We start from the raw sequence: 25275 nt of genomic DNA, 5'->3' as shown, positions 1-25275 counted from the left end.
GCACAACTGGGGCAAGGCCGTGTTTCTTTGCCGGAAAATCGTTCGACCATTCCGGTGGGAGTCATACTCTCTGCGTCAACCCTGACCGCTCGGGCGGTCCTGGGAAGGGGCGCACATCAGGGATTTCCGGGAAGCAAGAGGGCGGAAGGGTAGCCGCGCATGCAAGGCACGGTCGACGGATTCAGCTACGGACTCGTCACACCGCTGGTGGCCTACCTCATGGCCTGCCTGGGCGGGGCCCTCGGCCTGCGCTGCACCACCAGATCCATGCTGGTCAGCAACTCCTGGCGGCCCGGCTGGCTCGCCCTCGGCGCGGCCGCGATCGGTTCGGGCATCTGGACCATGCACTTCATCGCGATGATGGGCTTCAAGGTCGAGCAGGCACCGATCCACTACGACCGGGCGATGACGTTCGCGAGTCTGGGCGTCGCCGTCGTCATGGTGGGCATCGGGATCTTCATCGTCGGCTACCGGGGGGCGAAGGGAACGGCCCTGATGACCGGTGGTGCCATCACCGGCCTGGGCATCGCCTCGATGCACTACCTGGGCATGGCCGGCATGCGTCTCAACGGCAAGCTGGAGTACAACACCCTCACCGTGGCCGCCTCCGTCGTCATAGCGGTCGTCGCCGCCACCGTCGCCCTGTGGGCCGCCGGACAGGTGCGGGGCTTCCTGTGGAGCGTGGGCGCGAGCCTCGTCATGGGGCTCGCCGTGACCGGTATGCACTACACGGGCATGGCCGCCCTCAGCGTCCATCTGCACAGGTCCACGGCCCCCACCGGGGGCGACTCGGCAGCCTCCCTGCTGGCGCCCATGATGATCGGCCCGCTCGCCTTCCTGCTCCTCGCGGCAGTCGTCGTGATGTTCGACCCGCTGATGGTCATGGGGAAGCCCGTCTGGACCCCGGTCGAGAACAAGCCGGGTGTCCCCGCCCGCGAGCTGGTCTCCCACCCCGCCGCCCGCCGCCCCTCCCTCCGCACCCGCCGGAATCCGGCCCACCGGGACTCCCGCACCCCGCAGAACCGCTGATCCGGCCCGGGCCACCGGGGCCTCGCACCCTGCAAAACCGCTGATCGGGCCGCGTTGTCAGTGGGGGGTCGTACGGTTGATGACATGCGGCCCGTTTCCCACATCGAACGCACGGTGGCGCCTTTCGAGGTCGTCAGCCCGTACCAGCCCAGCGGCGACCAGCCCGCGGCCATCGCCGAGCTCGCCCGGCGCATCGAGGCCGGTGAGAAGGACGTCGTCCTGCTCGGCGCGACCGGCACCGGCAAGTCCGCCACCACCGCGTGGATGATCGAGAAGCTCCAGCGCCCCACCCTCGTGATGGCGCCGAACAAAACGCTGGCCGCCCAGCTGGCCAACGAGTTCCGGGAGCTGCTGCCGAACAACGCCGTCGAGTACTTCGTCTCGTACTACGACTACTACCAGCCCGAGGCGTACGTCCCGCAGTCGGACACCTACATCGAGAAGGACTCCTCGGTCAACGAGGAGGTCGAGCGGCTGCGCCACTCCGCGACCAACTCGCTCCTCACCCGCCGCGACGTCGTCGTGGTCGCCTCGGTCTCCTGCATCTACGGTCTCGGTACTCCGCAGGAGTACGTGGACCGCATGGTCCCCCTCAAGGTCGGCGAGGAGATCGACCGCGACCAGCTGCTGCGCCGCTTCGTGGACATCCAGTACACGCGCAACGACATGGCGTTCAGCCGCGGCACCTTCCGCGTCCGCGGCGACACCATCGAGATCTTCCCGGTCTACGAGGAGCTCGCCGTCCGCATCGAGATGTTCGGCGACGAGATCGAGGCCCTGTCCACCCTCCACCCGCTCACCGGCGAGATCATCAGCGACGACGAGCAGCTGTACGTCTTCCCGGCCTCCCACTACATCGCGGGCCCCGAGCGCCTGGAGCGGGCCGTCAACGACATCGAGAAGGAGCTCGGCGAGCGCCTGGCCGAGTTGGAGAAGCAGGGCAAGCTCCTGGAGGCCCAGCGGCTGCGCATGCGCACGACGTACGACCTCGAGATGCTCCGCCAGATCGGCTCCTGCTCCGGAGTCGAGAACTACTCGATGCACTTCGACGGCCGCGAGCCCGGCTCCCCGCCGAACACCCTGCTGGACTACTTCCCGGACGACTTCCTGCTCGTCATCGACGAGTCCCATGTCACCGTCCCGCAGATCGGCGCCATGTACGAGGGCGATGCCGCCCGCAAGCGCACCCTTGTCGACCACGGCTTCCGGCTGCCCTCCGCGCTGGACAACCGCCCGCTGAAGTGGGAGGAGTTCCAAAAGCGCATCGGCCAGACCGTCTACCTGTCCGCGACCCCGGGCAAGTACGAGCTCTCGCGCGGTGACGGCGCCGTCGAACAGATCATCCGCCCCACCGGTCTGATCGACCCCGAGGTCATCGTCAAGCCCACCGAGGGTCAGATCGACGACCTGGTGCACGAAATCCGCAAGCGCACCGAGAAGGACGAGCGCGTCCTGGTCACCACCCTCACCAAGAAGATGTCCGAGGACCTCACCGACTACTTCCTGGAGCTCGGCATCCAGGTGCGCTACCTGCACAGCGACGTCGACACCCTGCGCCGGGTCGAGCTGCTGCGCGAGCTGCGGTCCGGCGAGTTCGACGTCCTGGTCGGCATCAACCTCCTGCGCGAGGGCCTCGACCTGCCCGAGGTGTCCCTGGTGGCGATCCTCGACGCCGACAAGGAGGGCTTCCTGCGCTCGGGCACCTCCCTCATCCAGACCATCGGCCGCGCGGCGCGCAATGTCTCCGGCCAGGTCCACATGTACGCCGACAAGATCACCCCGGCGATGGAGAAGGCCATCGAGGAGACCAACCGCCGCCGGGAGAAGCAGGTCGCGTACAACACGGAGCGGGGCATCGACCCCCAGCCGCTCCGCAAGAAGATCAACGACATCGTCGCGCAGATCGCCCGCGAGGACGTCGACACCGAGCAGCTGCTCGGTTCCGGCTACCGCAAGCTGAAGGAGGGCAAGGGTGCCAAGGCTCCCGTGCCCGCCCTCGGCAGCAAGGCGGCCAAGGCCGCCAAGGGCAAGGCGAAGGAGACGGTGCCGACCGACCGCCCCGCGGCCGAGCTCGCCGAGCAGATCGAGGAGATGACCGAGCGGATGCGCGCCGCCGCCGCCGACCTCCAGTTCGAGATCGCCGCCCGACTGCGCGACGAGGTCTCCGAAATGAAGAAGGAACTCCGCCAGATGAAGGAGGCCGGCCTGGCCTGACTCCCGCGCATACGCCCTGTGTTGCAAGACCGACACAAAGTGCGGACCGGGGTACGGCACTGTCAGTGGCCGTGCGTAGGGTTCTGGTCATCCGCGGATCCCGCGGCAACAGGGGAAATACGAGAGGGGACCAGCCCGTGGTGGACGTATCCAAGGGCGGCGCGCCCGGCGGCGGCGTCAATCTGACCAAGGGTCAGGCCATCAGTCTGCAGAAGCGTGACGGCGGCACGCTGACGGCGGTGCGCATGGGTCTCGGCTGGCAGGCGGCCCCCCGGCGCGGCCTGTTCGGCTCGCGCACCCGGGAGGTCGATCTCGATGCCTCGGCCGTTCTGTTCGCGGACAAGCAGCCGGTCGACGTCGTCTTCTTCCGCCACCTGGTGAGCGACGACGGCTCGGTGCGCCACACCGGCGACAACCTGGTCGGCGGCGTGGGCCAGGGCGGCGACGACGAGTCGATCCTCGTCGACCTGGCGCGGGTGCCGGTCCACATCGACCAGATCGTCTTCACCGTGAACTCCTTCACGGGCCAGACCTTCCAGGAGGTGCAGAACGCGTTCTGCCGCCTGGTCGACGAGACCAACGGCCAGGAACTCGCCCGCTACACACTCGCGGGCGGCGGCGCGTACACGGCCCAGATCATGGCCAAGGTGCACCGCACGGGCCCGGGCTGGACGATGACGGCCCTCGGCACTCCGGCCAACGGCCGCACGTTCCAGGACCTGATGCCGGCGATCCTGCCGCACCTGTAGGACAGCACGGCGGGCAGCACGCGACACATCGACACAGGGGGAGAAGGCGATGACGGCCGAGCTGGTGCGAGGGCAGAATCACCCGCTCTCACAGGCCCGTCTCGAGGTTCGGATCGCGGCCGGCACGCCGATCGTGGTGGGGGCCACGCTCGGCGACGAGCACGGCAGGGTGCCCGGCGTCGAGTGGGTCGCCCACCCGGGCGCCCCCACGCTGCCGGGGCTCGAGGTCTCCCGTCAGGCGGCCGCCGACCACCGCCTCGCGGTCGACCTCGGCGCCGTGCCGGAGGCCGTGCACCGGGTCGATGTGCTGCTCGCCCTGCCCGCGGCGGGCGGGGCAGGACCAGCGAGCTTCGGCGTCGTCGCCGCCCCGTTCGTCGCGGTCACCGACCTCGACGGCACCGAGCTCGCCAGCTACACGATCACCGGTCTGGACGCCGAGTCGGCCGTCGTCGCCCTGGAGTTCTACCGCCGCCAGGGCGCCTGGAAGGTGCGTGCGGTCGGCCAGGGGTACGGCGGCGGGCTCGCCGAGCTCCTCACCGACCAGGGCCTGGCCGAGGCCCACCACCTGGCGACCGGCATCAACGAGGCGGTGGCCCAGGGCCTGGCCCGCTCACTCCCGGCCCCGTCACGCCCCACCGACCCCGACCGCTCCCGCCGGCCGGCCGCACCGGCCCTCGGCGGCGACCAGGGCGGCCCCGCGACCCAGGGCGCCTCCGGCGGCGTACCGCCCCAGCCGGTGCCCCCGTACGGCGCCCAGGCTCCGGGCGTCCCGCCGCAGCCCACGTCTCCGTACGGCGCGCAGGCTCCCGGCGTCCCGTCGCAACCCGCCTCTCCGTACGATCCGCAGGGCACGTCGGCGGCCGGTGCTCCCCAGCAGCCCACCCCGCCCTACGGCACACCGCGACAACCCGCCTCTCCGTACGACCCGCAGAGCACCCCGGCGGCCGCCGCACCGCAGCCCGGCCAGCCCCAGGGGGCGGCCGTACCCGCGGACTCCTCATCCGCCGCCCAGCCGTCCGGCGCCCCCATCGACTACGCCCATCCGCGTCGGCAGAGCGCGGCTCCGCAGCCGCCCCCGCCCGGGCAGGCCAAGCCGCCGGTCGCGGGGGACGCCGCCGGGTGGTCCATGGACGAGCGGCTCTACAACCAGGTGTGGGGCATGTTCGAGGACCTGGCCCGCACCATGGCCGCGTACCGCAGTGCCGTCGACTTCGCCGACTCGCGGATGGAGAAGGAACTCGACCAGATCCTGTCCGACCCGCGCAGCCGACTCGGCGGACAGGGCGACGCCGCGCGGGAGGCGGCCCGGGCCAAGTACGCCCAACTCGTCGACCAGGCCAGAGCGGTGCTCGACCGGGACCTCGCCCAGCTCACCGCCGAGGCCGAGGTCGTGGAGCCCGCGCTGCCGCCGGCGTATGCGCGCTGGGACAACCCCGTGTGGCACGGCTACCGCGTGCCGATGGAGGTGCCGATGGCCCTGCGCATGGGCGATCTTCACCTGGCGGAGGCCCCCGAGCTGCGCATACCGTTGCTGGTCCGCCTGCCGCTGGAGCGCGGTCTGTGGATCGACAGCGGGCGCGCCGGATCACTCGGCGGCTCGTTCACCGACTCCCACGACCTGGGACGCCTCGCGATGGAGACGGCGGTGGCGCACGCGGCGCGGCTGCTCGCCGTCCACCCGGCGGGCGAGTTCACCGTGCACGTCATCGACCCCGCCGGTTCGGCGGCGCAGGCGCTCGCCCCGCTGGTGCGGACGGGCGTGCTCGCAGCCCCGCCCGCCATGGGGGCGGCAGGCGTGGCGGACGTCCTGACGCGGCTCACCGAGCGCGTCGACCTGGTGCAGATGGCGGTGCGCGCGGGAGCAGCCGACTCGCTGCCGCCCGGCCTCGACACCGCCGAGCAACTGCTGATCGTGAACGACTTCCCGCACGGCTTCGACGACCGCGCCGTGACCCAGCTCCGCTACCTCGCGGACGAGGGCCCGGCCGTCGGCGTCCACCTGATGATGGTCGCGGACCGTGAGGAAGCCGCCGGCTACGGCCCGTTGCTCGACCCGCTGTGGCGTTCGCTGCTGCGGCTCACCCCGGTGCCCGACGACCACCTGGCCGACCCGTGGGTCGGGCATGCCTGGACGTACGAGCCCTCGCTCGTGCCGCCCGGCAGCGAGGTGCTCCAGCAGGTGCTCAGCCAGGTCGCGAGGGCTCGCACCAAGCCCACGTAAAGTCGTCTGACCAGGTATTTTGACCCTTCTTTTGCCAAGCGCTTTACCTTTCCTTGGTGATTGGGTACGGTTGTTCCCACGGAGGGGAGTACTCCCTGTCGACTGCGGCGTACCCGTCAATACGGATCTGGCCAGATCCCGGGGCGTCGGCCCATCCTGGGTGGAAGAGACCTCCGGCAGCGCGACGACGCTGGTTACTTGCCGTTACGTACTGCCGGAGGCGCAGTGGATGTTTCCCTGACCCTGTGGGTCCTGACGATCGTGGGCCTTGCCGCCCTCATCGCGGTCGACTTCTTCATCGGCCGCAAGCCGCACGACGTGTCCATCAAGGAAGCCGGAATCTGGACGATCGTCTGGATCGTCCTGGCCGCACTCTTCGGACTCGGCCTGCTCGTCTTCGCCGGAGGCCAGCCCTCCGGCGAGTTCTTCGCGGGCTTCATCACCGAGAAGTCTCTGAGCGTCGACAACCTCTTCGTCTTCGTCCTGATCATGGCGAAGTTCGCGGTGCCCTCGCAGTACCAGCAGCGGGTGCTGCTCATCGGTGTGCTGATAGCCCTCGTCCTGCGCGCGATCTTCATCGCAGCGGGCGCCGCGATCCTTGCGAGCTTCGCGTGGGTCTTCTACATCTTCGGCGCGTTCCTCATCTACACCGCCTGGAAGCTGATCCAGGAGGCCCGGGCCGACGAGGAGGACGAGGACTGGGAGGAGAACAAGCTGCTCAAGGCGGCCGAGCGCCGCTTCGGCGTCGCCGACCGCTACCACGGCACCAAGCTGTGGATCCAGGAGAACGGCAAGCGGGTCATGACCCCGATGCTGGTCGTGATGCTCGCGATCGGTACGACGGACGTCCTGTTCGCCCTCGACTCGATCCCGGCGATCTTCGGCCTGACCCAGGACCCGTACATCGTCTTCACGGCCAACGCGTTCGCGCTGATGGGCCTGAGGCAGCTGTACTTCCTGATCGGCGGCCTGCTCAGGAAGCTGGTCCACCTCAGCTACGGCCTGTCGATCATCCTGGGCTTCATCGGCGTCAAGCTGGTGCTGCACGCGCTGCACGAGTCCGGGGTCCACGTCCCGGAGATCAGCATCCCGGTCTCCCTCGGCGTGATCTGCCTGGTCCTGATCGTCACCACGATCACCAGCCTGCGGGCGTCCAAGAAGCAGGCGGCGGCCGAGGCGGCGCAGGGACCGAACGAAGGCTCTCCGAAGGACAGCATCGAGGCCTGACCACTTCGGACGTAGGACAACCACCCGGGAGCGGCGGTCGGCGCATTGCCGACCGCCGCTCCCGGTGCTTCGTTGGGACTGAGCGTTCCCCGCCAGGGGACGCCCCGGGTCCGGGTGGGACGGGCCCCGCACTCCTGGAGTGCGGGGCCCGTTCGCCTCTGCGACGATCACTGCATGATCGCTCGGCTCGGGTCGCTCACGACACAGTGGACGTCTGCGGTGCCGGTGCTCGCGATCGTCATGCTGCTGTTCACGTGGGGTCGAGACCTGCCCGGCGCGGTCGTCGCGCTGGTGACGGTGATCCTCGCCGGGGCCGTCCTGGCCGCCGTGCACCACGCGGAAGTGGTCGCCCACCGGGTCGGGGAACCCTTCGGCTCTCTCGTCCTGGCCGTCGCCGTCACGATCATCGAGGTCGCCCTGATCGTCACCCTGATGGCCGACGGCGGCGACAAGAGCTCGACGCTGGCCAGGGACACGGTCTTCGCGGCCGTGATGATCACCTGCAACGGCATCGTCGGCCTGAGTCTCCTGGTCGCCTCCCTCCGCCACGGCACGGCGGTCTTCAACCCCGAGGGCACCGGCGCCGCCCTCGCGACCGTCGCCACCCTGGCCACGCTCAGCCTGGTGCTGCCGACGTTCACCACGAGCAAGCCGGGACCGGAGTTCTCGGGCGTGCAGCTGACCTTCGCGGCGATCTCCTCGCTGGTCCTGTACGGCCTGTTCGTGGCGACCCAGACCGTGCGGCACCGCGACTACTTCCTCCCGATCACCCGCCAGGGCGAGGTGATCACCGTCGAAGAACACGCCGGCGTGCCGTCCGCGCGCACCGCCCTGGTCAGCCTCGGGCTGCTGGGCCTGGCCCTGATCGGCGTGGTCGGCCTGGCCAAAGGTGTGTCGCCGACCATCGAGTCCGGTGTGGAGGCGGCCGACCTGCCGCACGCGGTCGTCGGCGTGATCATCGCCCTGCTGGTGCTGCTGCCCGAGACCATCGCCGCACTGCGCTCCGCGCGCCGCGACCGGGTGCAGACCAGCCTCAACCTCGCCCTCGGCTCCGCGATGGCCAGCATCGGCCTCACCATCCCGGCGGTCGCCCTGGCCTCGATCTGGCTCTCCGGCCCGCTTGTCCTCGGCCTCGGCTCCACCCACATGGTGCTGCTCGCGCTGACTGTGGTGGTGAGCTCCCTGACGGTGGTGCCGGGGCGGGCCACGCCACTCCAGGGAGGAGTCCACCTGGTGGTGTTCGCGGCGTATCTGGAGCTGGCGATCAATCCCTAGCGGGAATCCCTACCGGAATCCCCAGCGGGACGATCCTCAGGCGGTGCGTAAACGCTTGCGCGAGCGCTTACGCACCGCGGGTTCAGCCAGTGGCCGGCTCCGCCGCCACCACCGGCACGGGCCGCGTCTCGGGCAACAGCGCGAAACACCCCAGGCTGAGCAGGGCGATCCCGGTCAGATACGCGCCCACACCCCACGGCACCCGGCCGCCCTGCTCGACGAGGGCGGTCGCCACGAGGGGCGTGAGCGCGCCCCCGACAACCCCGCCGAGGTTGCAGCCGACCGCGGCGCCCGTGCAGCGCACCCGGGGCTCGTACAGCTCCGGCAGATACGCGGCGATCACGGCGAACATGGTGATGAACGCGAGCATCGCCCCCAGGAAGCCGAGGAACATCAGCAACGGCTCTCCCGTGGCGAGGAGCGCGACCATCGGGAACATCCACACGGCGGCGCCCGCACACCCGGCCAGGCACAATGGCCGCCGCCCGTAACGGTCGCCGAGCAGCGCCGCCACCGGCGTCAGCGAACCCTTCACCAGCACCGCGGCCATGATGCAGGTCAGCATGACGGTACGGCTCACTCCGAGCCGCTCCGTGGCGTACGCGAGGGACCAGGTCGTCACGGCGTAGAAGATCGCGTACCCGATGGCGAGTGCCCCGGCGGTCAGCAGGACGAGCCGCCAGTGGTCACGCGCCACCTCGGCGAGCGGCACGCGCGCGTGGTCGTCGATCTCGAGGAAGCTGGGGCTCTCGGCGAGCGAGGAACGCAGCCGCAGCCCCACCACGGCCAGCACCCCGGCCGCCCAGAACGGCACCCGCCAGCCCCACTGCGCGAACTGCGCCTCGGTCAGCGTCGCGGACAGTGCCAGCACCACGCCGTTGGCGAGCAGGAAGCCCAGCGCGGGCCCGACCTGCGGGAAGCTCGACCACAGGCCCCGCCGTTCGGGGGGTGCGTGCTCGGCGGTCAGCAGGACGGCCCCGCCCCACTCCCCGCCGAGCCCGAGCCCCTGCAGAAAGCGCAGTACGAGCAGCAGTACGGGAGCGGCGACACCGATGGTCTCGTACGTCGGTACACAGCCGACCGCGACCGTGGAGGCGCCGGTCAGCAGGAGTGAGGCGACCAGGACCGGCCTGCGCCCGTGCCGGTCGCCGATGTGCCCGAACAGCACCGATCCCAGCGGCCGCGCGACAAACCCCACGCCGAACGTCCCGAACGCGGCCAGCGTCCCCGCCACCGGTGAGAACGTCGGGAAGAACAACGGCCCCAGGACCAGCGCCGCCGCGGTCCCGTAGACGAAGAAGTCGTAGAACTCGATGGCCGTCCCGGCGAGCGAGGCGGCCGCGAGCCGCAGCATGGAGGGGGCCCTTACGGTGCGTACGTCGTGCATGCCGCGTCAACTACCCACGGTGATCGCGAGTTACGGGGGCGCGCGGGCGCGCGGACCGCGTCAGTACGTGACGGTGATGCGCCGGGCAGGGCCGTCGACGCGGACGGTGCCGCCGTACGGGATGACGAGTTGTGGGTCGGTGTGCCCGAAGTCGACGTCGAGGACGATCGGGGTCTCAGGGGCGTACGCCTCCATGGCGCGCAGCACGGCCTCGCGCTGCCCGGCGGCGTAACGAGCGGCTTCCTGCGGGCTGTTGGGGCGCTCGAAGGACCACGTCTTCGCTCGGCCCATCAGCAGTGCGGAGAAGCGCTGGAGCAGGCCGCGCTCGCCCATGTTGCGCAGGGTCCAGAAGACCTCCGTGGCACTCGGCATGTCCTCCGAGGTCTCCAGGAGCAGCACTCCGCCGTCGTACTCCGTCAGGTCGTGCGCGACTTCACGGTCGGCCATCAGCAGCCAGCCGACGATCTCCAGGCAGCCGCCCCAAGTGCGGCCCTCGACCACCCGGTCGGCGTTCACCCAGGTCCATCCGGTGCCGGGCCGGGTCTCGGGCTCCGTGTCGAAGGTTGCCGGATCGGCCCAGTCGCGGTTGACGTCGTTCCAGCGCTCGGCGGGCCTCAACTCGTACTCACCCGAGGTGAACAGCGCCGCGCGCAGGGACTCGGCGGTCTGCGGGTGCATGGCGCCGGGACGGCCCAGCTCGCACATCACGGTCGCGCCGTGGTAGCCCACGATTCCGGCGTTGCGCAGGAAGGCGAGCAGGTTCGTGTTGTCGCTCATCCCGAAGAACGGCTTCGGGTTCGCGGTGATCAACTCCCGGTCCAGCAGCGGCAGTACGGTGATCTGGTCGTCACCGCCGATCGACGCGATCACCGCCTTGATGTCCGGATCGGCGAACGCGGCGTGGATGTCGGCGGCCCGCTCCCGCGGCGTGGAGCCCATGGTGCGCGTCGCCGGATACTCGACCGGTTCGAGCCCGTACTCCTTGCGCAGCCGCTCAAGACCCAGTTCGTAGGGGCGCGGGAAGAGGCCGGGCAGCCCGGCCGACGGCGAGAGCACGGCTATACGGTCGCCGGGCGACGGCTTGGGCGCGTAGGAGATCGTCGTCATGCGGGGAGGGTACGGGCCGTGGGTCCGGCCGCGCACCGTGATAAACCGGGTCCGAGCAGCGGTCCTCGAAGGATCGCCCACCCTGAACGGACCGGAGGAACCGTGCCCCGCACCCTGGCCAACGCCCCGATCATGATCCTCAACGGCCCCAACCTGAACCTGCTCGGCCAGCGCCAGCCGGAGATCTACGGCTCCGACACGCTCGCCGACGTCGAGGCCCTGTGCGCCAAAGCGGCGGCCGCACATGGCGGCACGGTGGACTTCCGCCAGTCCAACCACGAGGGCGAGCTGGTCGACTGGATCCACGAGGCGCGGCTGAACCACTGCGGGATCGTGATCAACCCCGGTGCCTACTCGCACACCTCGGTGGCGATCCTGGATGCGCTCAACACCTGTGATGGCCTACCGGTGGTGGAGGTCCACATCTCCAACATCCACCAGCGCGAGACGTTCCGGCACCACTCCTACGTCTCGCTGCGCGCCGACGGGGTCATCGCCGGGTGCGGAGTGCAGGGGTACGTGTTCGGGGTGGAGCGGGTCGCGGCGCTGGTGGGGGCGGGGCAGGCCGAGGCGTAAGTCCCGCTGTCCAGGCGGACGCCCCTTACAGCCGCCCCGCCTCCACGATCCGCCGCAGAAAGCGCTGCGTGCGCTCCTGCTGCGGGTCGCCGAAGATCTGCTCGGAGCTGCCGCGCTCCAGGACCACACCGCCGTCCAGGAAGCACACCTGGTCGGCCACCTCGCGGGCGAAGCTCATCTCGTGCGTGGCCAGCACCATGGTCATGCCGTCGTCCTTCAGATCGCGCACGACGGCCAGGACCTCGCCCACCAGCTCCGGGTCGAGGGCGGCGGTGACCTCGTCGAGCAGCAGCAGCCGGGGACGTACGGCCAGGGCGCGCACGATCGCGACCCGCTGCTGCTGTCCGCCGCTCAGCCGGTCCGGGTACTCGCCCGCCCTGCCGCCGAGGCCGAGCCGCTCCAGCAGCTCACGCGCGCGTGCCTCGGCCTCCGCACGGGGCACCCCGTGCACGCGGCGCGGAGCCAGGGTGATGTTCTCGAGGACCGTCATGTGCGGAAACAGGTTGTACGCCTGGAAGACCACGCCGATACGGCGGCGCACCGCGTCCTGGTCGGCACGCGGATCGGTGATCTCCTCGTCGTCCAGCCAGATCGCACCGTCGTCGATGTCCTCCAGGAGGTTCGCGCACCGCAGCAGCGTCGACTTGCCGGAGCCGGAGGCACCGATCAGCGCGGTCACGGTGTGCGGGGCGACCTCAAGGTCGACGTCCCGCAGTACGACCGACTCACCGAAGGTCTTGCGGACCGACTCCATGCGCAGCACGGGGGCGTCGCTCATAGGGATCCTCCCTGGGCCCGCTTACGGTCCATCCGGGCCGTCACCCAGTCCGTGAACCGCGTCATGGGGATGGTCAGCGCCACGAAGACCAGGCCCGCGACGATGTACGGCGTGTAGTTGAGGCTGCGGCCGACGATGATGTCGGCGGCCCGTACGGCGTCCACGGCGCCGCCGATCGACACCAGCCCGGTGTCCTTCTGGAGCGACACCAGGTCGTTGAGCAGGGGCGGCACCTGGCGGCGTACCGCCTGGGGCAGGACGACGTACCGCAGCGACTGTCGGTTGTTGAGGCCCAGCGAGCGGGCCGCGGCGCGCTGCGAGGGGTGGACGGACTCGATGCCGGCCCGGAACACCTCGGCGACGTACGCCGAGTAGGTCAGCGTCAGCGCCGTACCGCCCAGCAGCACCGGGTCGACGGTGACGCCCTGCAGCCGCAGCGCGGGGACTCCGAGGACCACGATCATCAGGTTGATGATGAGCGGCAGCCCTCGGAAGAAGTCCGTGTACGCGGCGGCCAGCACGCGCAGCGGGAAGAACACCGGGCCGCGCAGCGTGCGCGCGACGGCGATGAGCATCCCGAGGACGAGGACGGCAGCGCCGCAGATCAGCAGCAGCCGGACGTTGAGCCAGAGCCCTTCGAGGACCTTGGGCAACGCCTCGCGCGCGTACTCGGCGCTGAAGAACGTCTCCTTGGTGCGCGACCAGCCGGGCGCGTTGACGACGACCAGGTAGAGGACGACGCCCGTGACCAGGGTCGAGAGCGCGGCGATCGCGGTGGCGCGGCGGGAGCGGGCGCGCTTGTAGGCCTCGCGGTCGATCCGCCGCTGCGAGGGGACGTACCCCTCGCCCGCTCCCGGGCGGTCCGGCTCAGCCGAGCCGGTCAGGTCGCCCTTGCCGTCCGCGTCCTCCTGGCCGGACTCGTCCTTGGTGAGCGTCACTTGAGTACCGGGGCGTCGACGGCGTCGGACAGCCACTGCTGTTCGATCCTGGCCAGCGTGCCGTTCTCGCGGAGGGTGTCGACGGCGTCCGTCACGCACGCGGTGAGCGCGCTGCCCTTGTCGAGCACGAGCCCGAACTGCTCCGGCGTACCGCCCTGGTTCTCGAACTGCCCCACGATCGTCGCGTCCGTCACCTCGGCCGCCGTGATGTAGAACGCGGTCGGCAGGTCGACGACGATGGCGTCGACCTGGCCGTTCTTCAGCGCGGACTTGGCCTGGTCGTTCTTGGCGTAGGCGGCGGGATCCTGCGTCGGCTTCACCACGTCGTCGATGTAGTTGAGGCTGGTCGTGCCGACCTGGGCGCCCAGCTTGAGGCCCTTGAGGTCGGCGAGGCTGGTCGCCTTCGCGGCCTTGCTGTCCTTGAGGGCGATGACGGCCTGGCGCACGTCGTAGTAGCCGGAGGAGAAGTCCACGGCCTTCTTGCGCTCGTCGCTGATCGACACCTGGTTGATGTCGAAGTCGAAGGTCTTCTCACCGGGCGCGAAGGCCTTGTTGAAGGGGACGCTCTGCCAGACGACGGCACTCTTGTCGTAGCCCAGCTCGTTCGCCACGGCGTACGCGACCGCCGACTCGAAGCCTTCGCCGTTCGTGGGCTCGTCGTCCTTGAACCACGGCTCGTAGGCCGGTTCGTCGGTGGCGATGGTCAGCTTGCCGGAGGTCTCGGTGGCCAACTTGCCCTTGGCGCAGGTGGTCCCGGCCGACCCCGACGGCGTGTCGGCGGCCTTCTCCTCCGGCTGCGGAGCGCAGCCGACGGCGGTGGCGAGCAGGGCTGTGGTCGCGGCGGCGACGGCGCGGTGCAGCGCGCGCGAGGCAAGATGCATGGCGGGAGAGTGACAGTCCGCAGCCCCGTTTGTCGAGGTCACGGCATGCATCGTCCGCATGGTGGGAACGGGTGTTGCATTCTTGTGAACGCGTCCCGCGACGCGCCGTTCGCCGGGGCCGCCGGCCGAGGGCGGGGATCGAAAGGCCGGCGGCCCGTACCGCGCAGGAGCCGTCATCCTGCTGCGGGGCTGCTGCCAGTTGACCGCGCAACCACGCGCGCCGGGAGCGCGCGCGTGGCACCGGCGTGTGTGAAGGGTTCACACGGGGTGCGTACGCGCCCGCGTGCGGTGGAGAGTGCGCGCGGGGCGCGCACTCATCGGCGGACGCTCCTGTTCACCACCTTGTTCGCCACCGGTTCACCACCTTCTTCACCACCGCTCGGCGGCCTCACCACCCCCGCGCGCGCCACTCCGGCAGATGCGGTCGCTCCGCGCCCAGGCTCGTGTCGTTGCCGTGCCCGGGGTACACCCAGGTCTCGTCCGGGAGCACGTCGAAGATCTTCGTCTCGACGTCGTGGATCAGGCTGGCGAACGCCTTCGGGTCCTTGCGGGTGTTGCCCACGCCGCCCGGGAACAGACAGTCGCCGGTGAACACATGGGGATGCCCGTGCGGGTCGTCGTAGACGAGGGCGATCGAGCCCGGCGTGTGGCCGACCAGATGGCGCGCGGTGAGCTCCACGCGCCCCACGCGGATGGTGTCGCCGTCGTCGACCAGGACGTCGGTCGGTACGGGGATGCCGTCGGCGTCGTCCCGTCCCGCGTACGTGCGCGCGCCCGTGGCGGCGACGACCTCGGCGAGCGCCTGCCAGTGGTCGCCGTGCTGATGCGTGGTGACGACCGAGGCGATGCCGTCGTCGCCGATGCTGCCGAGCAGGGTGCCCGCGTCGTTGGCGGCGTCGATCAGCAGCTGCTCGTCCGTGGCCCGGCAGCGCAGCAGATAGGCGTTGTTGTCCATCGGGCCGACCGCGATCTTCGTGATGATCAGGTCCGGCAGCTCATGCACATCGGCCGGGCCGCCGACCTTCACCGCTCCGCTGTACGTCATGACGTTCAGCCTATAGCGGGGGCGGGGCCCGGCCGAGGCGGAGCGGACTACAGCGGGGGAAGGGCCGGCAGCGGGCCGCCGTCCACGGTCAGACCGGATCCGTCGCGGCGGCCGGCGAGCCAGCCCAGCAGGTCGGCCCGGCGGCCCGCGACGGTGACCTCCACCGCACCCTCGCGGCCGGTCGGGATCCGGCGTCGGTCGTCCTGCTCGATCAGCACGGCGGGTACGTCGGGATGCCCCCGGAAGCGGTCGGCGAGGAAGCCGATCTCGCGCTGGGCGAACTCCTCGGGGAGGTCCTCCAGCTCGTACCCGATCCCGAGGTCCACATGGTGCAGCTCCACCTCGATCCACCGCCGGAAGGGCACCCGGGACGCCGAGTCGGTGACCCCGCCCCGCAGCTCCACCGTGCGCGACCAGTCCGCCGGGGCCGCCCCCGCCTCCTGGAAGCGCGCCGCACTGTCGCGCAGGTCGGCGAGGTGGACGGCGAGGGGGCGCGGGGCGTCCCGCTCGATGTCGGTGTCCCGGGCGTCCGCGGAGACGTACATGGGACGGCCTTCGAGGACGTTCACCAGGGCGTCCGCGTTGCGGGCGAGGTGGGCGAGGACGTGGCCGCTGGTCCAGCCGGGCAGTCGTGACGGCTCGGTCACAGCCGCGTCGTCCAGTTTGGCGACTGCGATGAGCAAGCGTTCGGTCGCGTCACGTACAGACGCCAGGTCATGCGCGTGATCAATCATGGTGCTGACCCTAGCTCCGCCACACCTTCGGGTGAAGGTGGTGAAGGTGTGCCGTAAATCGAATGCACGTGCTATATGGTCGGGCGTGGCGTCGGGCATGCTGGATGGTCGGGGATTGTTATGCACTCCGGGAATCCGACCGGCGTTGTCAGTGGCTCCCCCTAGTCTGAGAAAGCACGGGGGCCTCGCCCCTGTCACTTCTCTCAAGAAAGGTGCGGACCGGCGTGGCCGACCGTCTCATCGTCCGTGGCGCGCGCGAGCACAACCTGAAGAACGTCTCGCTCGACCTGCCTCGCGACTCGCTCATCGTCTTCACGGGCCTGTCCGGGTCGGGCAAGTCCTCCCTGGCCTTCGACACCATCTTCGCCGAGGGTCAGCGGCGCTATGTGGAATCGCTCTCCTCGTACGCCCGCCAGTTCCTCGGCCAGATGGACAAGCCGGACGTCGACTTCATCGAGGGCCTCTCGCCCGCGGTCTCCATCGACCAGAAGTCGACCTCGCGCAACCCGCGCTCGACGGTCGGCACCATCACCGAGGTCTACGACTATCTGCGCCTGCTCTTCGCGCGCATCGGCAAGCCGCACTGTCCCGAGTGCGGCCGCCCGATCTCGCGCCAGTCGCCGCAGGCCATCGTCGACAGAGTCCTGGAGCTGCCGGAGGGGAGCCGCTTCCAGGTGCTGTCGCCGCTGGTGCGTGAGCGCAAGGGCGAGTTCGTCGACCTCTTCGCCGACCTGCAGACCAAGGGCTACTCCCGCGCGCGGGTGGACGGCGAGACGATCCAGCTCTCCAACCCGCCCGTCCTGAAGAAGCAGGAGAAGCACACCATCGAGGTGGTCGTCGACCGCCTCACGGTGAAGGACTCCGCCAAGCGCCGCCTCACCGACTCCGTCGAGACCGCACTCGGCCTGTCCGCCGGCATGGTCGTGCTCGACTTCGTCGACCTCCCCGAGGACGACCCCGAGCGCGAGCGCATGTTCTCGGAGCACCTGTACTGCGCGTACGACGACCTGTCCTTCGAAGAGCTCGAGCCCCGCTCCTTCTCCTTCAACTCGCCCTTCGGCGCCTGCCCCGAGTGCACCGGCATCGGCACGCGCATGGAGGTCGACCCCGAGCTGATCGTCCCGGACGAGGACAAGTCCCTCGACGAGGGCGCCATCCACCCCTGGTCGCACGGCCACACCAAGGACTACTTCGGCCGCCTGATCGGCGCCCTCGCGGACGCGCTGGGATTCCGTACGGACATCCCCTTCGCCGGTCTGCCGCAGCGCGCCAAGAAGGCCCTCATGTACGGCCACAAGACCCAGATCGAGGTCCGCTACCGCAACCGGTACGGCCGCGAGCGCGTCTACACGACCCCGTTCGAAGGCGCCGTCCCCTTCGTCAAGCGCCGGCACAGCGAGTCCGAGAGCGACGCCGGCCGGGAGCGCTTCGAGGGCTACATGCGCGAGGTGCCCTGCCCCACCTGTGAGGGCACACGCCTCAAGCCGGTCGTCCTCGCGGTCACCGTCATGGGGAAGTCGATCGCCGAGGTCGCCGCGATGTCCATCAGCGACTGCGCGGACTTCCTGGGCGAGCTGAAGCTGACCGCCCGCGACAAGAAGATCGCCGAGCGCGTGCTGAAGGAGGTCAACGAGCGGCTCAAGTTCCTGGTCGACGTCGGCCTGGACTACCTCTCGCTGAACCGCGCGGCCGGCACGCTGTCCGGCGGCGAGGCCCAGCGCATCCGCCTCGCCACCCAGATCGGCTCCGGCCTCGTCGGCGTCCTGTACGTCCTGGACGAGCCGTCCATCGGCCTGCACCAGCGCGACAACCACCGGCTCATCGAGACCCTGGTCCGGCTGCGCGACATGGGCAACACGCTGATCGTCGTCGAGCACGACGAGGACACCATCAAGGTCGCCGACTGGATCGTCGACATCGGCCCCGGCGCGGGCGAGCACGGCGGCAAGGTCGTGCACAGCGGCTCCCTCAAGGAGCTGCTCGACAACGCCGAGTCGATGACCGGCCAGTACCTGTCCGGCAAGAAGGCCATCCCGCTGCCCGACATCAGGCGCCCGCAGGACCCGTCCCGCCGGCTCACGGTGCACGGCGCCCGCGAGAACAACCTCCAGGACATCGACGTCTCCTTCCCGCTGGGCGTGTTCACCGCGGTCACGGGCGTGTCCGGCTCCGGCAAGTCGACGCTGGTCAACGACATCCTGTACACGCACCTGGCCCGCGAGCTCAACGGCGCGCGCAGCGTTCCGGGGCGGCACACGCGCGTGGACGGCGACGACCTCGTCGACAAGGTCGTGCACGTCGACCAGTCGCCCATCGGCCGCACGCCCCGGTCGAACCCGGCGACGTACACCGGCGTCTTCGACCACGTCCGCAAGCTGTTCGCCGAGACCACCGAGGCGAAGGTCCGCGGCTACATGCCCGGCCGCTTCTCCTTCAACGTCAAGGGCGGCCGCTGCGAGAACTGCGCGGGCGACGGCACGATCAAGATCGAGATGAACTTCCTCCCGGACGTGTACGTCCCGTGCGAGGTCTGCCACGGCGCCCGCTACAACCGGGAGACGCTGGACGTCCACTACAAGGGCAAGTCCATCGCCGACGTCCTGAACATGCCGATCGAGGAAGCCATGCACTTCTTCGAGGCCGTGCCGGCGATCTCCCGCCACCTCAGGACGCTGAACGACGTCGGTCTCGGCTACGTCCGCCTCGGGCAGTCCGCGACCACCCTGTCCGGTGGCGAGGCTCAGCGGGTGAAGCTCGCCAGCGAGCTGCAGAAGCGCTCCACCGGACGCACGGTCTACGTCCTGGACGAGCCGACCACCGGCCTGCACTTCGAGGACATCAGCAAGCTGCTCACGGTCCTGGCCGGGCTCGTCGACAAGGGCAACACGGTCATCGTCATCGAGCACAACCTCGACGTGATCAAGACCGCCGACTGGGTCGTCGACATGGGCCCCGAGGGCGGCGCGGGCGGCGGCCTGGTCGTCGCCGAGGGCACGCCCGAGCAGGTCGCGGGCGTCCCGGCCAGCCACACCGGCAAGTTCCTCCGGGAGGTCCTCGGCGCCGACCGGATCAGCGACGCGAACCCGGTGAGCGCCCCGCGCAAGACGGCGGCCAAGAAGGCGGTGGCGGCCGCGTCGGCGGCGAAGAAGACGGCAACGGCGAGGACGACCACCGCGAAGACGGCCAAGGCCGTGAACAACACAGCGGCGAAGAAGACGACCGGAGCCGTCAAGAAGGCCACGCCCGCGAAGAAGACGACCCGGGCCCCCAAGGCCTGACGAGGGAGCACTGAGCGAGGGAGCACTGAGCCGGGGGCCGCTGCGGGCCGATCACAAGAACCCGCGGCGGCCCAGGCTTCCCCAAGGACCGCCCCCGGCGTTCTTGCCCCGCCCGTGCGCTTGCGTCATCGTGACCGTGGCGGATCAGCCCGTGATGACGCGGGCATGCACCGCCGACGACCACGGAGGGGGAGCCGGTGGTGGAACCTGACATTCCGGCAGCTCGGGGCGGCCCGGCGGAACCACGTACGGCGAGGCCCGCCGATGTTACCTGGGACCGGCTCCAGAACCAGCTGGACTGGTTCGACCGGAAGAGTGCTCTCGCCCAACGGCGTTTCAAACAGCTGAAGTTGGCCACGCTGATGCTGGCGGCCGGACTCCCGGTGACCGTCGCCGCCTCCGCGCCCAACTGGATCCCGGCGTTGATGGGTGCTCTCGTCGCGGTCATCGAGGGCGCGCAGCAGCTGTTCAAGTTCCAGGAGAACTGGATCAACTACCGGTCCGTGTGCGAGAGCCTGCGCCGCGAGCAGTACCTGTACCTGGCGCGTGCCGGGCACTACGGCGACACGGCCGTCCCCGACACCCTGCTCGCCGAGATGGTGGAGCGGATCATCGGCCAGGAGACCACCCACTGGGTGGAAAGGGAGGCCACATGATCGTCGTCTTCACCGGCCGGCGTCCCTCAGGGCCGGACGGGGTGTTCCCCGAGGCCGCCGTGGACTGGCTCGAGGAGCGCCTGAAGCTCCTCTTCGGCGGACTGCGGCCGCGGCTCGCCGTGGGATCCGCCGCCGCGGGCACGGACCTGCTGGCCGCCGGGGCGGCACTGAGCGCCGGTATCCCGGTCGACCTCGTGGTCACCGAGAACCCCGAGGAGTTCGTGGGCGCTTCCGTCGCCGACAAGGGGCCCCAATGGGAGGAGCGCTTTCGCACGCTGACGGCGCACACGAAGGCATCCCTCGTCCCCGTGCCGGGAGCCAAGGCCGACGACGACGGGTTCCGTGCCGTCAACCAGGCGCTTCTGAACCACGCCCGCGACAGCCTCCACACCCCGGGCGAGGAAGCGGACGAACCCGAGGAACTCGTGGTGGTCGCGGTCACCGAGGGGCGCCGCGCGGGAGAGGACCACACCGAGTCCCTGGCCATGTCGGCCAAGGCGCTCGGCCACCTCGTGCTGCGCCTGAACCCCTCGCAGAGTCGGTCCGCGGCACAGACGGCGTTCGTCGCCATGCCGTACGGCGGCAAGGCCGACTCCACCCGGGAACTCAAGCGGTTCGAGGCGGACGAGTCCTGGCACCGGGTGCTCGTGCCCGCCCTGCTCGACAGCGGGTACCGGCCGATCCGCACGGACCTGGAAGCAGGCCTGAAGAGCATCGACGCCCGCATGCTGCACAGCATCAACACCGCCGATCTCTTCGTGGCGGATCTCGCCACCCTCAACCCCAATGTCCTGTGGGAACTGGGCGTGCGGCACGCCTGGCGGCCCTCCGCCACGCTCCTCATGGCGCCGCACTGGGTCACACCGCCCTTCGACCTGGGGCATTCGACCATTCAGCGCTACGAGCGGGGGATGAAGAAGGTCAGCGACCGGCAGGCGGTCGCGGCCATCGGCAAGCTCAAGGACGCCCTGAACGCGACGCAACGGGGGGTCGACAGCCCGGTGTGGGCGGTCTTCCCCACGCTGGAGCCCGTAGAGCTGCCTCCCGACGCCGACGGGGAGCTCTACTCGCGGCTGACGCGCTACAGCGAGGAGATCTCCCTGGCGGCGGCCCTGCGCGACGCCGGGAAACTGCTCGACATCGCCGATCGGGTACGGCAGGACGGACTGTCCGTCGGCAACTGCCACACCCAGCTGGAGCAGATCGGTCTGGCCCTCGTGACGCTGGGCGACTTCGACAAGGGGCGGGAACTGCTGGAGCCGCTGGCCGCGGCCGACGTCTCTCTCGGCCGGCTCCGTATGCAGCAGTGTTACGCCCTCACGCTGATCCACCGTGACGGGACGCCCGCGGATCGGCTGACGTACCTGAAAGAGGCCGAACGCAGATTAAAGCTGCTCGACGACCGCCGCCCGGGATCCTCCGAGACACTGGGACTGCTCGGCAGCGCGGCCAAGAGGGCCTTCGAACTCGCCCTCCGGCTCGGACAGAAGAACGCCGTGCCCCATCTGGACCGCGCCATCGAGGCCTACCACAGCGGCATGGTGGCCGATCCCGGCGACTACTACCCGGGGATCAACGCGCTCGCCCTCGTGAGAGTGAGAGGACAGCACTTCGGTGGCGGTCAGGGCGACTTGGCGCTGGCGGAGTCCCTGCTTCCGGTGGTCCGCTTCGCCGTCGAGCGCCGAAAGATCGGCCCGAACGACACCTGGGAGCACGCCACCCTGGCCGAACTCACCCTGCATCAGCACCTGCTGGACAAGGACATGGCTCCCGTGCCGCCCGTCGAAGCACTGCACCACTACACCGTGGCGGCCCACTCCGCCGACGGCGCCGAACTCTCCTCCATGCGCCGTCAACTCGAGTTCCTCCTGGCCGTGGGAGACCGGCCCGAGGTGATCGGACCACTGCTCGCGGCCCTCGCAGCGCCCGCCGAAGGGAACACGCTGTGACATCCGCCGTACGTGATTGCGGCCCGGCGCCTCTCAGACCAGTTCCGCCGCGTACGGCGGCTCCGCGCCCGCGCGTGAGCAGGTGATCGCCGCGGCGCGCGCGGCGAACCTCAGCAACTGGGACCAGCCGTCCGGGCCCAGGCCGGCGAGGGCTTCCAAGGACAGGGCGGCACGGGCGGACAGGCCGTGCAGCAGGGCCGCGTTCACGGTGTCGCCGGCGCCGATCGTGTCGACGACGTCGACCTTCTCACCCGGCACGGAGTGCACCGCGCCGTCCCGGGTGAAGGCGGTCAGCCCGTCGCCGCCGTGGGTGATCACGACGGCGGAGGGCCCCGCGGCCAGCCACTCCCGCGGGGTGCCGCCCAGCCACAGCGCGTCCTCCTCGGAGAGCTTGAGCAGTGACACCGACGGCAGCCAGCTCTTGAAGCGGGCCCGGTAGGCGTCCGCGTCGGGGATCAGTCCGGCCCGGATGTTCGGGTCGAGCAGGGTGAACACGCCCTGCTCGGCCGCGGTCCGCATCAGCTCCTCGTAGGCGCTCGCGCCCGGCTCCAGGACGAGCGAGCAGGTGCCGAAGGAGACCGCCCGGGCGCCCGCGGGAAGTTCCGTGGGCGCCGTGAACAGCCGGTCCGCGGTGCCGTCGACGTAGAAGGAGTAGGCGGCCGAGCCGTGCGTGTCGATCGTGGCGACCGCGAGGGTGGTCGGCTCCTTGCCACGCTGTACGGCCGTCACGTCCACCCCCGCCTCCCGCAGCCCGTCGAGCAGCGCCTCGCCGAAGGCGTCGTACGAGACGCGGGAGCAGAAGGCCGTGGGGGAGCCGAGGCGGCCGAGGGCCAGGGCCGTGTTGTACGGGCCGCCGCCGAGCGCCGGCTTGAGGCCCGCGAGGGCGCCCGTGCCCTGCGGTACCAGGTCGATCAGGGCCTCTCCGGCGACGACGATCACGAGACGGTTCCTCTCTCGGACTGCGAAAGTTGCGAGGGTTGCGAGGGTTGAGAGATCTGCAACGGCTGCAAGGAGCCAGGTGGCTGCAAGTGCTGAGGGCGCTGCGAGGCCTGAGGGCGCTGCGAGCGCTCCGGCTCGTCGGCGCAGCCGCAGGAGGCACGGTGGACGAAGGCGCAGGGGAGCCGCACGGTCCGGGCGGGCCGGTCCGGCGCGGCGAGACGCTCCAGGAGCACCCCGACGGCCTGGGCGCCGATCTCCCTGCTGGGCTGGGCGATCGCGGTGAGCCGGGGCGTGAACAGGTCCGCCCAGGCGAAGTCGTCGAAGCAGCACAGCGCGATGTCGTCCGGCACGGACAGGCCGTGCTCGCGCAGCGCGCGCAGGGCGCCGATGGTCATCGCGTTGTTGGCGGTGACGAGCGCGGTGGGTGGCGCGGCGAGCGACAGCAGGGCCGCCGTGGCCCGTTCACCGCCGGCCGACTCGGAGTCGCCGTGCACGACGAGGCGTTCGTCGTAGGGGAACCCGGCGGCGGCGAGGCCGTGCCGGTAACCGGTGATCCGCTCGCCGGTGGTGCTCAGCCCGGGCCGGCCCGCGACCAGGGCGATCCGCCGGTGGCCGAGCCCGGCGAGATGCGTGACCAGCCGGGCCGTCGGTTCGGCACTGTCGGCGCAGACCTGGTCGAAGCGCGGTGCGCGGTCCTCGGCGGAGTCGATCACCCGGTCGAGGAACACGGCCGGTACCTCGTGACGCGTGAGGTAGGCGACGAGTTCGCGCGGGTCGGCGGAGGGCGCGACGATCATGCCGTCCACCCGCCGTTCGTGCAGGAGCTGGACGACCTTGCGCTCGTGCTCCGGATCGTCGTGCGGGTCGGCGATCAGCAGGCTGTAGCCGTGCTCCAGGGCGGCGGCCTCGACTCCCTGGAGGATCTCCGTGAAGTAGGGGTTGCTGATCGCCGACACCGCGAGGCCGATGGACCTGGTGCGGGAGGTCACCAAGGAGCGGGCGAGGGTGTTGGGCGTGTAGCCGAGCTCCTCGACGGCTTCCAGCACGGCCTGACGGGTGTGCGGCAGGACCGGCCGGGTGTCGTTCAGCACGTGGGAGACGGTCGCCACGGACACGCCGGCACTGCGTGCGACGTCGGCCATGGTCGGCATGAGGTCTCCTCCGGAACGACACCGGGATCGGATTCCCTCCCGGAACGGCACGGGGAACGTATCGCATGCGGCGGCAGACGTAAACGTTTGCGCAAGCGTTTACGTGCAGTCACCTGCCGAGGAACGCAGCCAGGATCACGTTGCAGGAGTACGCCCAGGAACATGCGGAGGTACAGGCCAGGAACTGTGTCTCACTCCCAGTCCCACCCGATCCCCACGACCCCCGACCGCACCCGCGGCTCGACGAGGTGCACCGAGTGGTGCCGTCCGGTCAGCGCCAGCTCCTGGCGCCCGCTGCGCGGCGCCGCCGCCGAGTGCTGGGCGAACCGGTGGCAGCGCACCGGCAGCGCGTTCTCGTCGAAGCGCACCTGGAGCGCGTACTGGCCGCCGGCCGGCCCGAATCCGCGGACGTACTCCCGTGACGCGCCGGCCGTGCCGTCCTCGACGCCGTAGCGGAAGAGGAACGTGTCGCCGGCCCGCAGCCGTGTGTCGAAGAGCAGCTCGGCCACGAACACCCCGGTGCCGTGGTCCGAACGAACGCGTCCCGTGCGGCAGTTCTCCAAGGCGTGGACACTCATGCGCTCCGGCGCGCACCCCGGGTCGCCGTGGTGGACGGCCACGAAACGGTCGACGCCGTCCCGGTGGGCCCGCACGATGTGGTGCGACTCGCGTCCGGCCAGCTCACGGCGCGCGCCGATCCGTACCCGCTCGTGGTGGCCGAGGGTGTGCAGCCCGCCGTCGAGCGGCGAGTCCAGCTCGGCCAGCAGCCGCTCCAGGACGCCGGAGGCCTCGACGAGGGAGCGGTAGGAGCGGGCCGCGGGCCGGTGCGAGGCCGGGTCCTCGTCGGCCTGGACGAGCAGCCGGATCAGCGACTCCTGCGGCAACTGGAGGATCTCCTCCAGAGCCCGTACGGCCCGCAGCGACTCGGGGCGCTGCGGGCGCCGGGCGCCCTGCTGCCAGTAACTCAGGCTGGTCACACCGACCTTGACCCCATGGCGCGACAGATGGTGCTGCACGCGCTGCAACGGCAGTCCGCGGGCGGCGATCGCGGCCCGCAGCGCGACGTGGAAGGGGCCGCCGCGCAGGGCCGAGTCCAGTTCCGCGGTGGCGACGTCCGCGTGCTGTGTGGCGTGCGGCATGC

The 25275-nt window shown here is 70.4% G+C and carries 20 protein-coding genes; 10 read left to right on the top strand and 10 right to left on the bottom strand.

Features of this window, described 5'->3' with window-relative positions; translation table 11 throughout:
- The first annotated feature begins 159 nt into the window (after positions 1–159).
- The 6 genes from QFZ76_RS13860 to QFZ76_RS13835 all read left to right on the top strand — a co-directional run bounded on the left by QFZ76_RS13860 (position 160) and on the right by QFZ76_RS13835 (position 8715).
- A complete protein-coding gene (locus tag QFZ76_RS13860) occupies positions 160–1029 on the top strand; it encodes an MHYT domain-containing protein (RefSeq protein WP_307674008.1) in 870 nt (289 codons plus the stop codon).
- Between the two features lie 84 nt (positions 1030–1113).
- Positions 1114–3243, top strand: coding sequence for an excinuclease ABC subunit UvrB (uvrB, locus tag QFZ76_RS13855; protein WP_266441379.1), 2130 nt, complete (start codon positions 1114–1116; stop codon positions 3241–3243).
- A 182-nt stretch (positions 3244–3425) separates the two neighbouring features.
- Positions 3426–3992, top strand: coding sequence for a TerD family protein (locus QFZ76_RS13850; protein WP_307680007.1), 567 nt, complete (start codon positions 3426–3428; stop codon positions 3990–3992).
- 49 nt (positions 3993–4041) lie between these two features.
- On the top strand, positions 4042–6213 hold the full coding sequence (locus tag QFZ76_RS13845) for a TerD family protein (RefSeq protein ID WP_307674007.1): 2172 nt from the start codon (positions 4042–4044) through the stop codon (positions 6211–6213).
- 225 nt (positions 6214–6438) lie between these two features.
- On the top strand, positions 6439–7440 hold the full coding sequence (locus QFZ76_RS13840) for a TerC/Alx family metal homeostasis membrane protein (RefSeq protein WP_307674006.1): 1002 nt from the start codon (positions 6439–6441) through the stop codon (positions 7438–7440).
- Positions 7441–7614: 174 nt separating this feature from the next.
- Positions 7615–8715 carry a calcium:proton antiporter gene (locus tag QFZ76_RS13835; protein WP_307674005.1) on the top strand — a complete coding sequence of 367 codons (1101 nt, stop codon included), beginning with the start codon at positions 7615–7617 and terminating at the stop codon, positions 8713–8715.
- An 82-nt stretch (positions 8716–8797) separates the two neighbouring features.
- On the opposite strand, the gene QFZ76_RS13830 is transcribed toward QFZ76_RS13835, so the two are convergent.
- The gene (locus tag QFZ76_RS13830; protein ID WP_307674004.1) at positions 8798–10102 is read right to left on the bottom strand and encodes an MFS transporter; all 1305 of its coding nucleotides are present in this window, start codon (positions 10100–10102) and stop codon (positions 8798–8800) included.
- Between the two features lie 60 nt (positions 10103–10162).
- Entirely contained in the window at positions 10163–11209 is a 1047-nt protein-coding gene (locus tag QFZ76_RS13825) for a S66 peptidase family protein (protein WP_307674003.1), read from the bottom strand.
- 102 nt (positions 11210–11311) lie between these two features.
- On the opposite strand from QFZ76_RS13825, the gene aroQ reads away from it, so the two are divergent.
- On the top strand, positions 11312–11785 hold the full coding sequence (gene aroQ, locus QFZ76_RS13820) for a type II 3-dehydroquinate dehydratase (RefSeq protein WP_307674002.1): 474 nt from the start codon (positions 11312–11314) through the stop codon (positions 11783–11785).
- A 25-nt stretch (positions 11786–11810) separates the two neighbouring features.
- On the opposite strand, the gene QFZ76_RS13815 is transcribed toward aroQ, so the two are convergent.
- From QFZ76_RS13815 to QFZ76_RS13795, 5 genes are all read right to left on the bottom strand, one after another.
- A complete protein-coding gene (locus QFZ76_RS13815) occupies positions 11811–12563 on the bottom strand; it encodes an amino acid ABC transporter ATP-binding protein (protein WP_307674001.1) in 753 nt (250 codons plus the stop codon).
- Positions 12560–13501, bottom strand: a complete 942-nt coding sequence (locus QFZ76_RS13810) for an amino acid ABC transporter permease (RefSeq protein WP_307674000.1) — start codon at positions 13499–13501, stop codon at positions 12560–12562. Before QFZ76_RS13810 ends, QFZ76_RS13815 begins: the two co-directional genes overlap by 4 nt.
- Positions 13498–14382: an ABC transporter substrate-binding protein gene (locus QFZ76_RS13805; protein WP_307673999.1), complete on the bottom strand. Its 885-nt coding sequence runs from the start codon at positions 14380–14382 to the stop codon at positions 13498–13500. The genes QFZ76_RS13810 and QFZ76_RS13805 overlap by 4 nt, the downstream gene beginning before the upstream one ends.
- Before the next feature lie 388 nt (positions 14383–14770).
- Positions 14771–15427, bottom strand: coding sequence for an MBL fold metallo-hydrolase (locus tag QFZ76_RS13800; RefSeq protein ID WP_307673998.1), 657 nt, complete (start codon positions 15425–15427; stop codon positions 14771–14773).
- A gap of 47 nt (positions 15428–15474) precedes the next feature.
- Positions 15475–16161 carry a maleylpyruvate isomerase family mycothiol-dependent enzyme gene (locus tag QFZ76_RS13795; protein WP_307673997.1) on the bottom strand — a complete coding sequence of 229 codons (687 nt, stop codon included), beginning with the start codon at positions 16159–16161 and terminating at the stop codon, positions 15475–15477.
- 224 nt (positions 16162–16385) lie between these two features.
- On the opposite strand from QFZ76_RS13795, the gene uvrA reads away from it, so the two are divergent.
- From uvrA to QFZ76_RS13780, 3 genes are all read left to right on the top strand, one after another.
- Positions 16386–19439 (top strand): excinuclease ABC subunit UvrA, encoded by a 3054-nt coding sequence (gene uvrA / locus QFZ76_RS13790; RefSeq protein ID WP_307673996.1) that lies wholly within the window; start codon positions 16386–16388, stop codon positions 19437–19439.
- Positions 19440–19639: 200 nt separating this feature from the next.
- Complete coding sequence (locus QFZ76_RS13785) at positions 19640–20095, top strand: DUF4231 domain-containing protein (RefSeq protein ID WP_307673995.1); 456 nt, start codon at positions 19640–19642, stop codon at positions 20093–20095.
- Positions 20092–22044 (top strand): tetratricopeptide repeat-containing protein, encoded by a 1953-nt coding sequence (locus tag QFZ76_RS13780; protein ID WP_307673994.1) that lies wholly within the window; start codon positions 20092–20094, stop codon positions 22042–22044. The genes QFZ76_RS13785 and QFZ76_RS13780 overlap by 4 nt, the downstream gene beginning before the upstream one ends.
- A gap of 33 nt (positions 22045–22077) precedes the next feature.
- Here QFZ76_RS13780 and QFZ76_RS13775 read toward each other — a convergent pair whose 3' ends face one another.
- From QFZ76_RS13775 to QFZ76_RS13765, 3 genes are all read right to left on the bottom strand, one after another.
- Positions 22078–22983, bottom strand: a complete 906-nt coding sequence (locus tag QFZ76_RS13775; RefSeq protein WP_307673993.1) for a carbohydrate kinase — start codon at positions 22981–22983, stop codon at positions 22078–22080.
- Positions 22980–24134 (bottom strand): LacI family DNA-binding transcriptional regulator, encoded by a 1155-nt coding sequence (locus QFZ76_RS13770; protein ID WP_307673992.1) that lies wholly within the window; start codon positions 24132–24134, stop codon positions 22980–22982. Before QFZ76_RS13770 ends, QFZ76_RS13775 begins: the two co-directional genes overlap by 4 nt.
- Positions 24135–24325: 191 nt before the next feature.
- Positions 24326–25273, bottom strand: a complete 948-nt coding sequence (locus tag QFZ76_RS13765) for a hypothetical protein (RefSeq protein WP_307673991.1) — start codon at positions 25271–25273, stop codon at positions 24326–24328.
- Positions 25274–25275: the final 2 nt, after the last annotated feature.

This window comes from Streptomyces sp. V4I2 (assembly GCF_030817655.1).
GTDB classification, from domain to species: domain Bacteria; phylum Actinomycetota; class Actinomycetes; order Streptomycetales; family Streptomycetaceae; genus Streptomyces; species Streptomyces plumbiresistens.
This window is presented reverse-complemented; position numbering and strand designations above follow the sequence as displayed.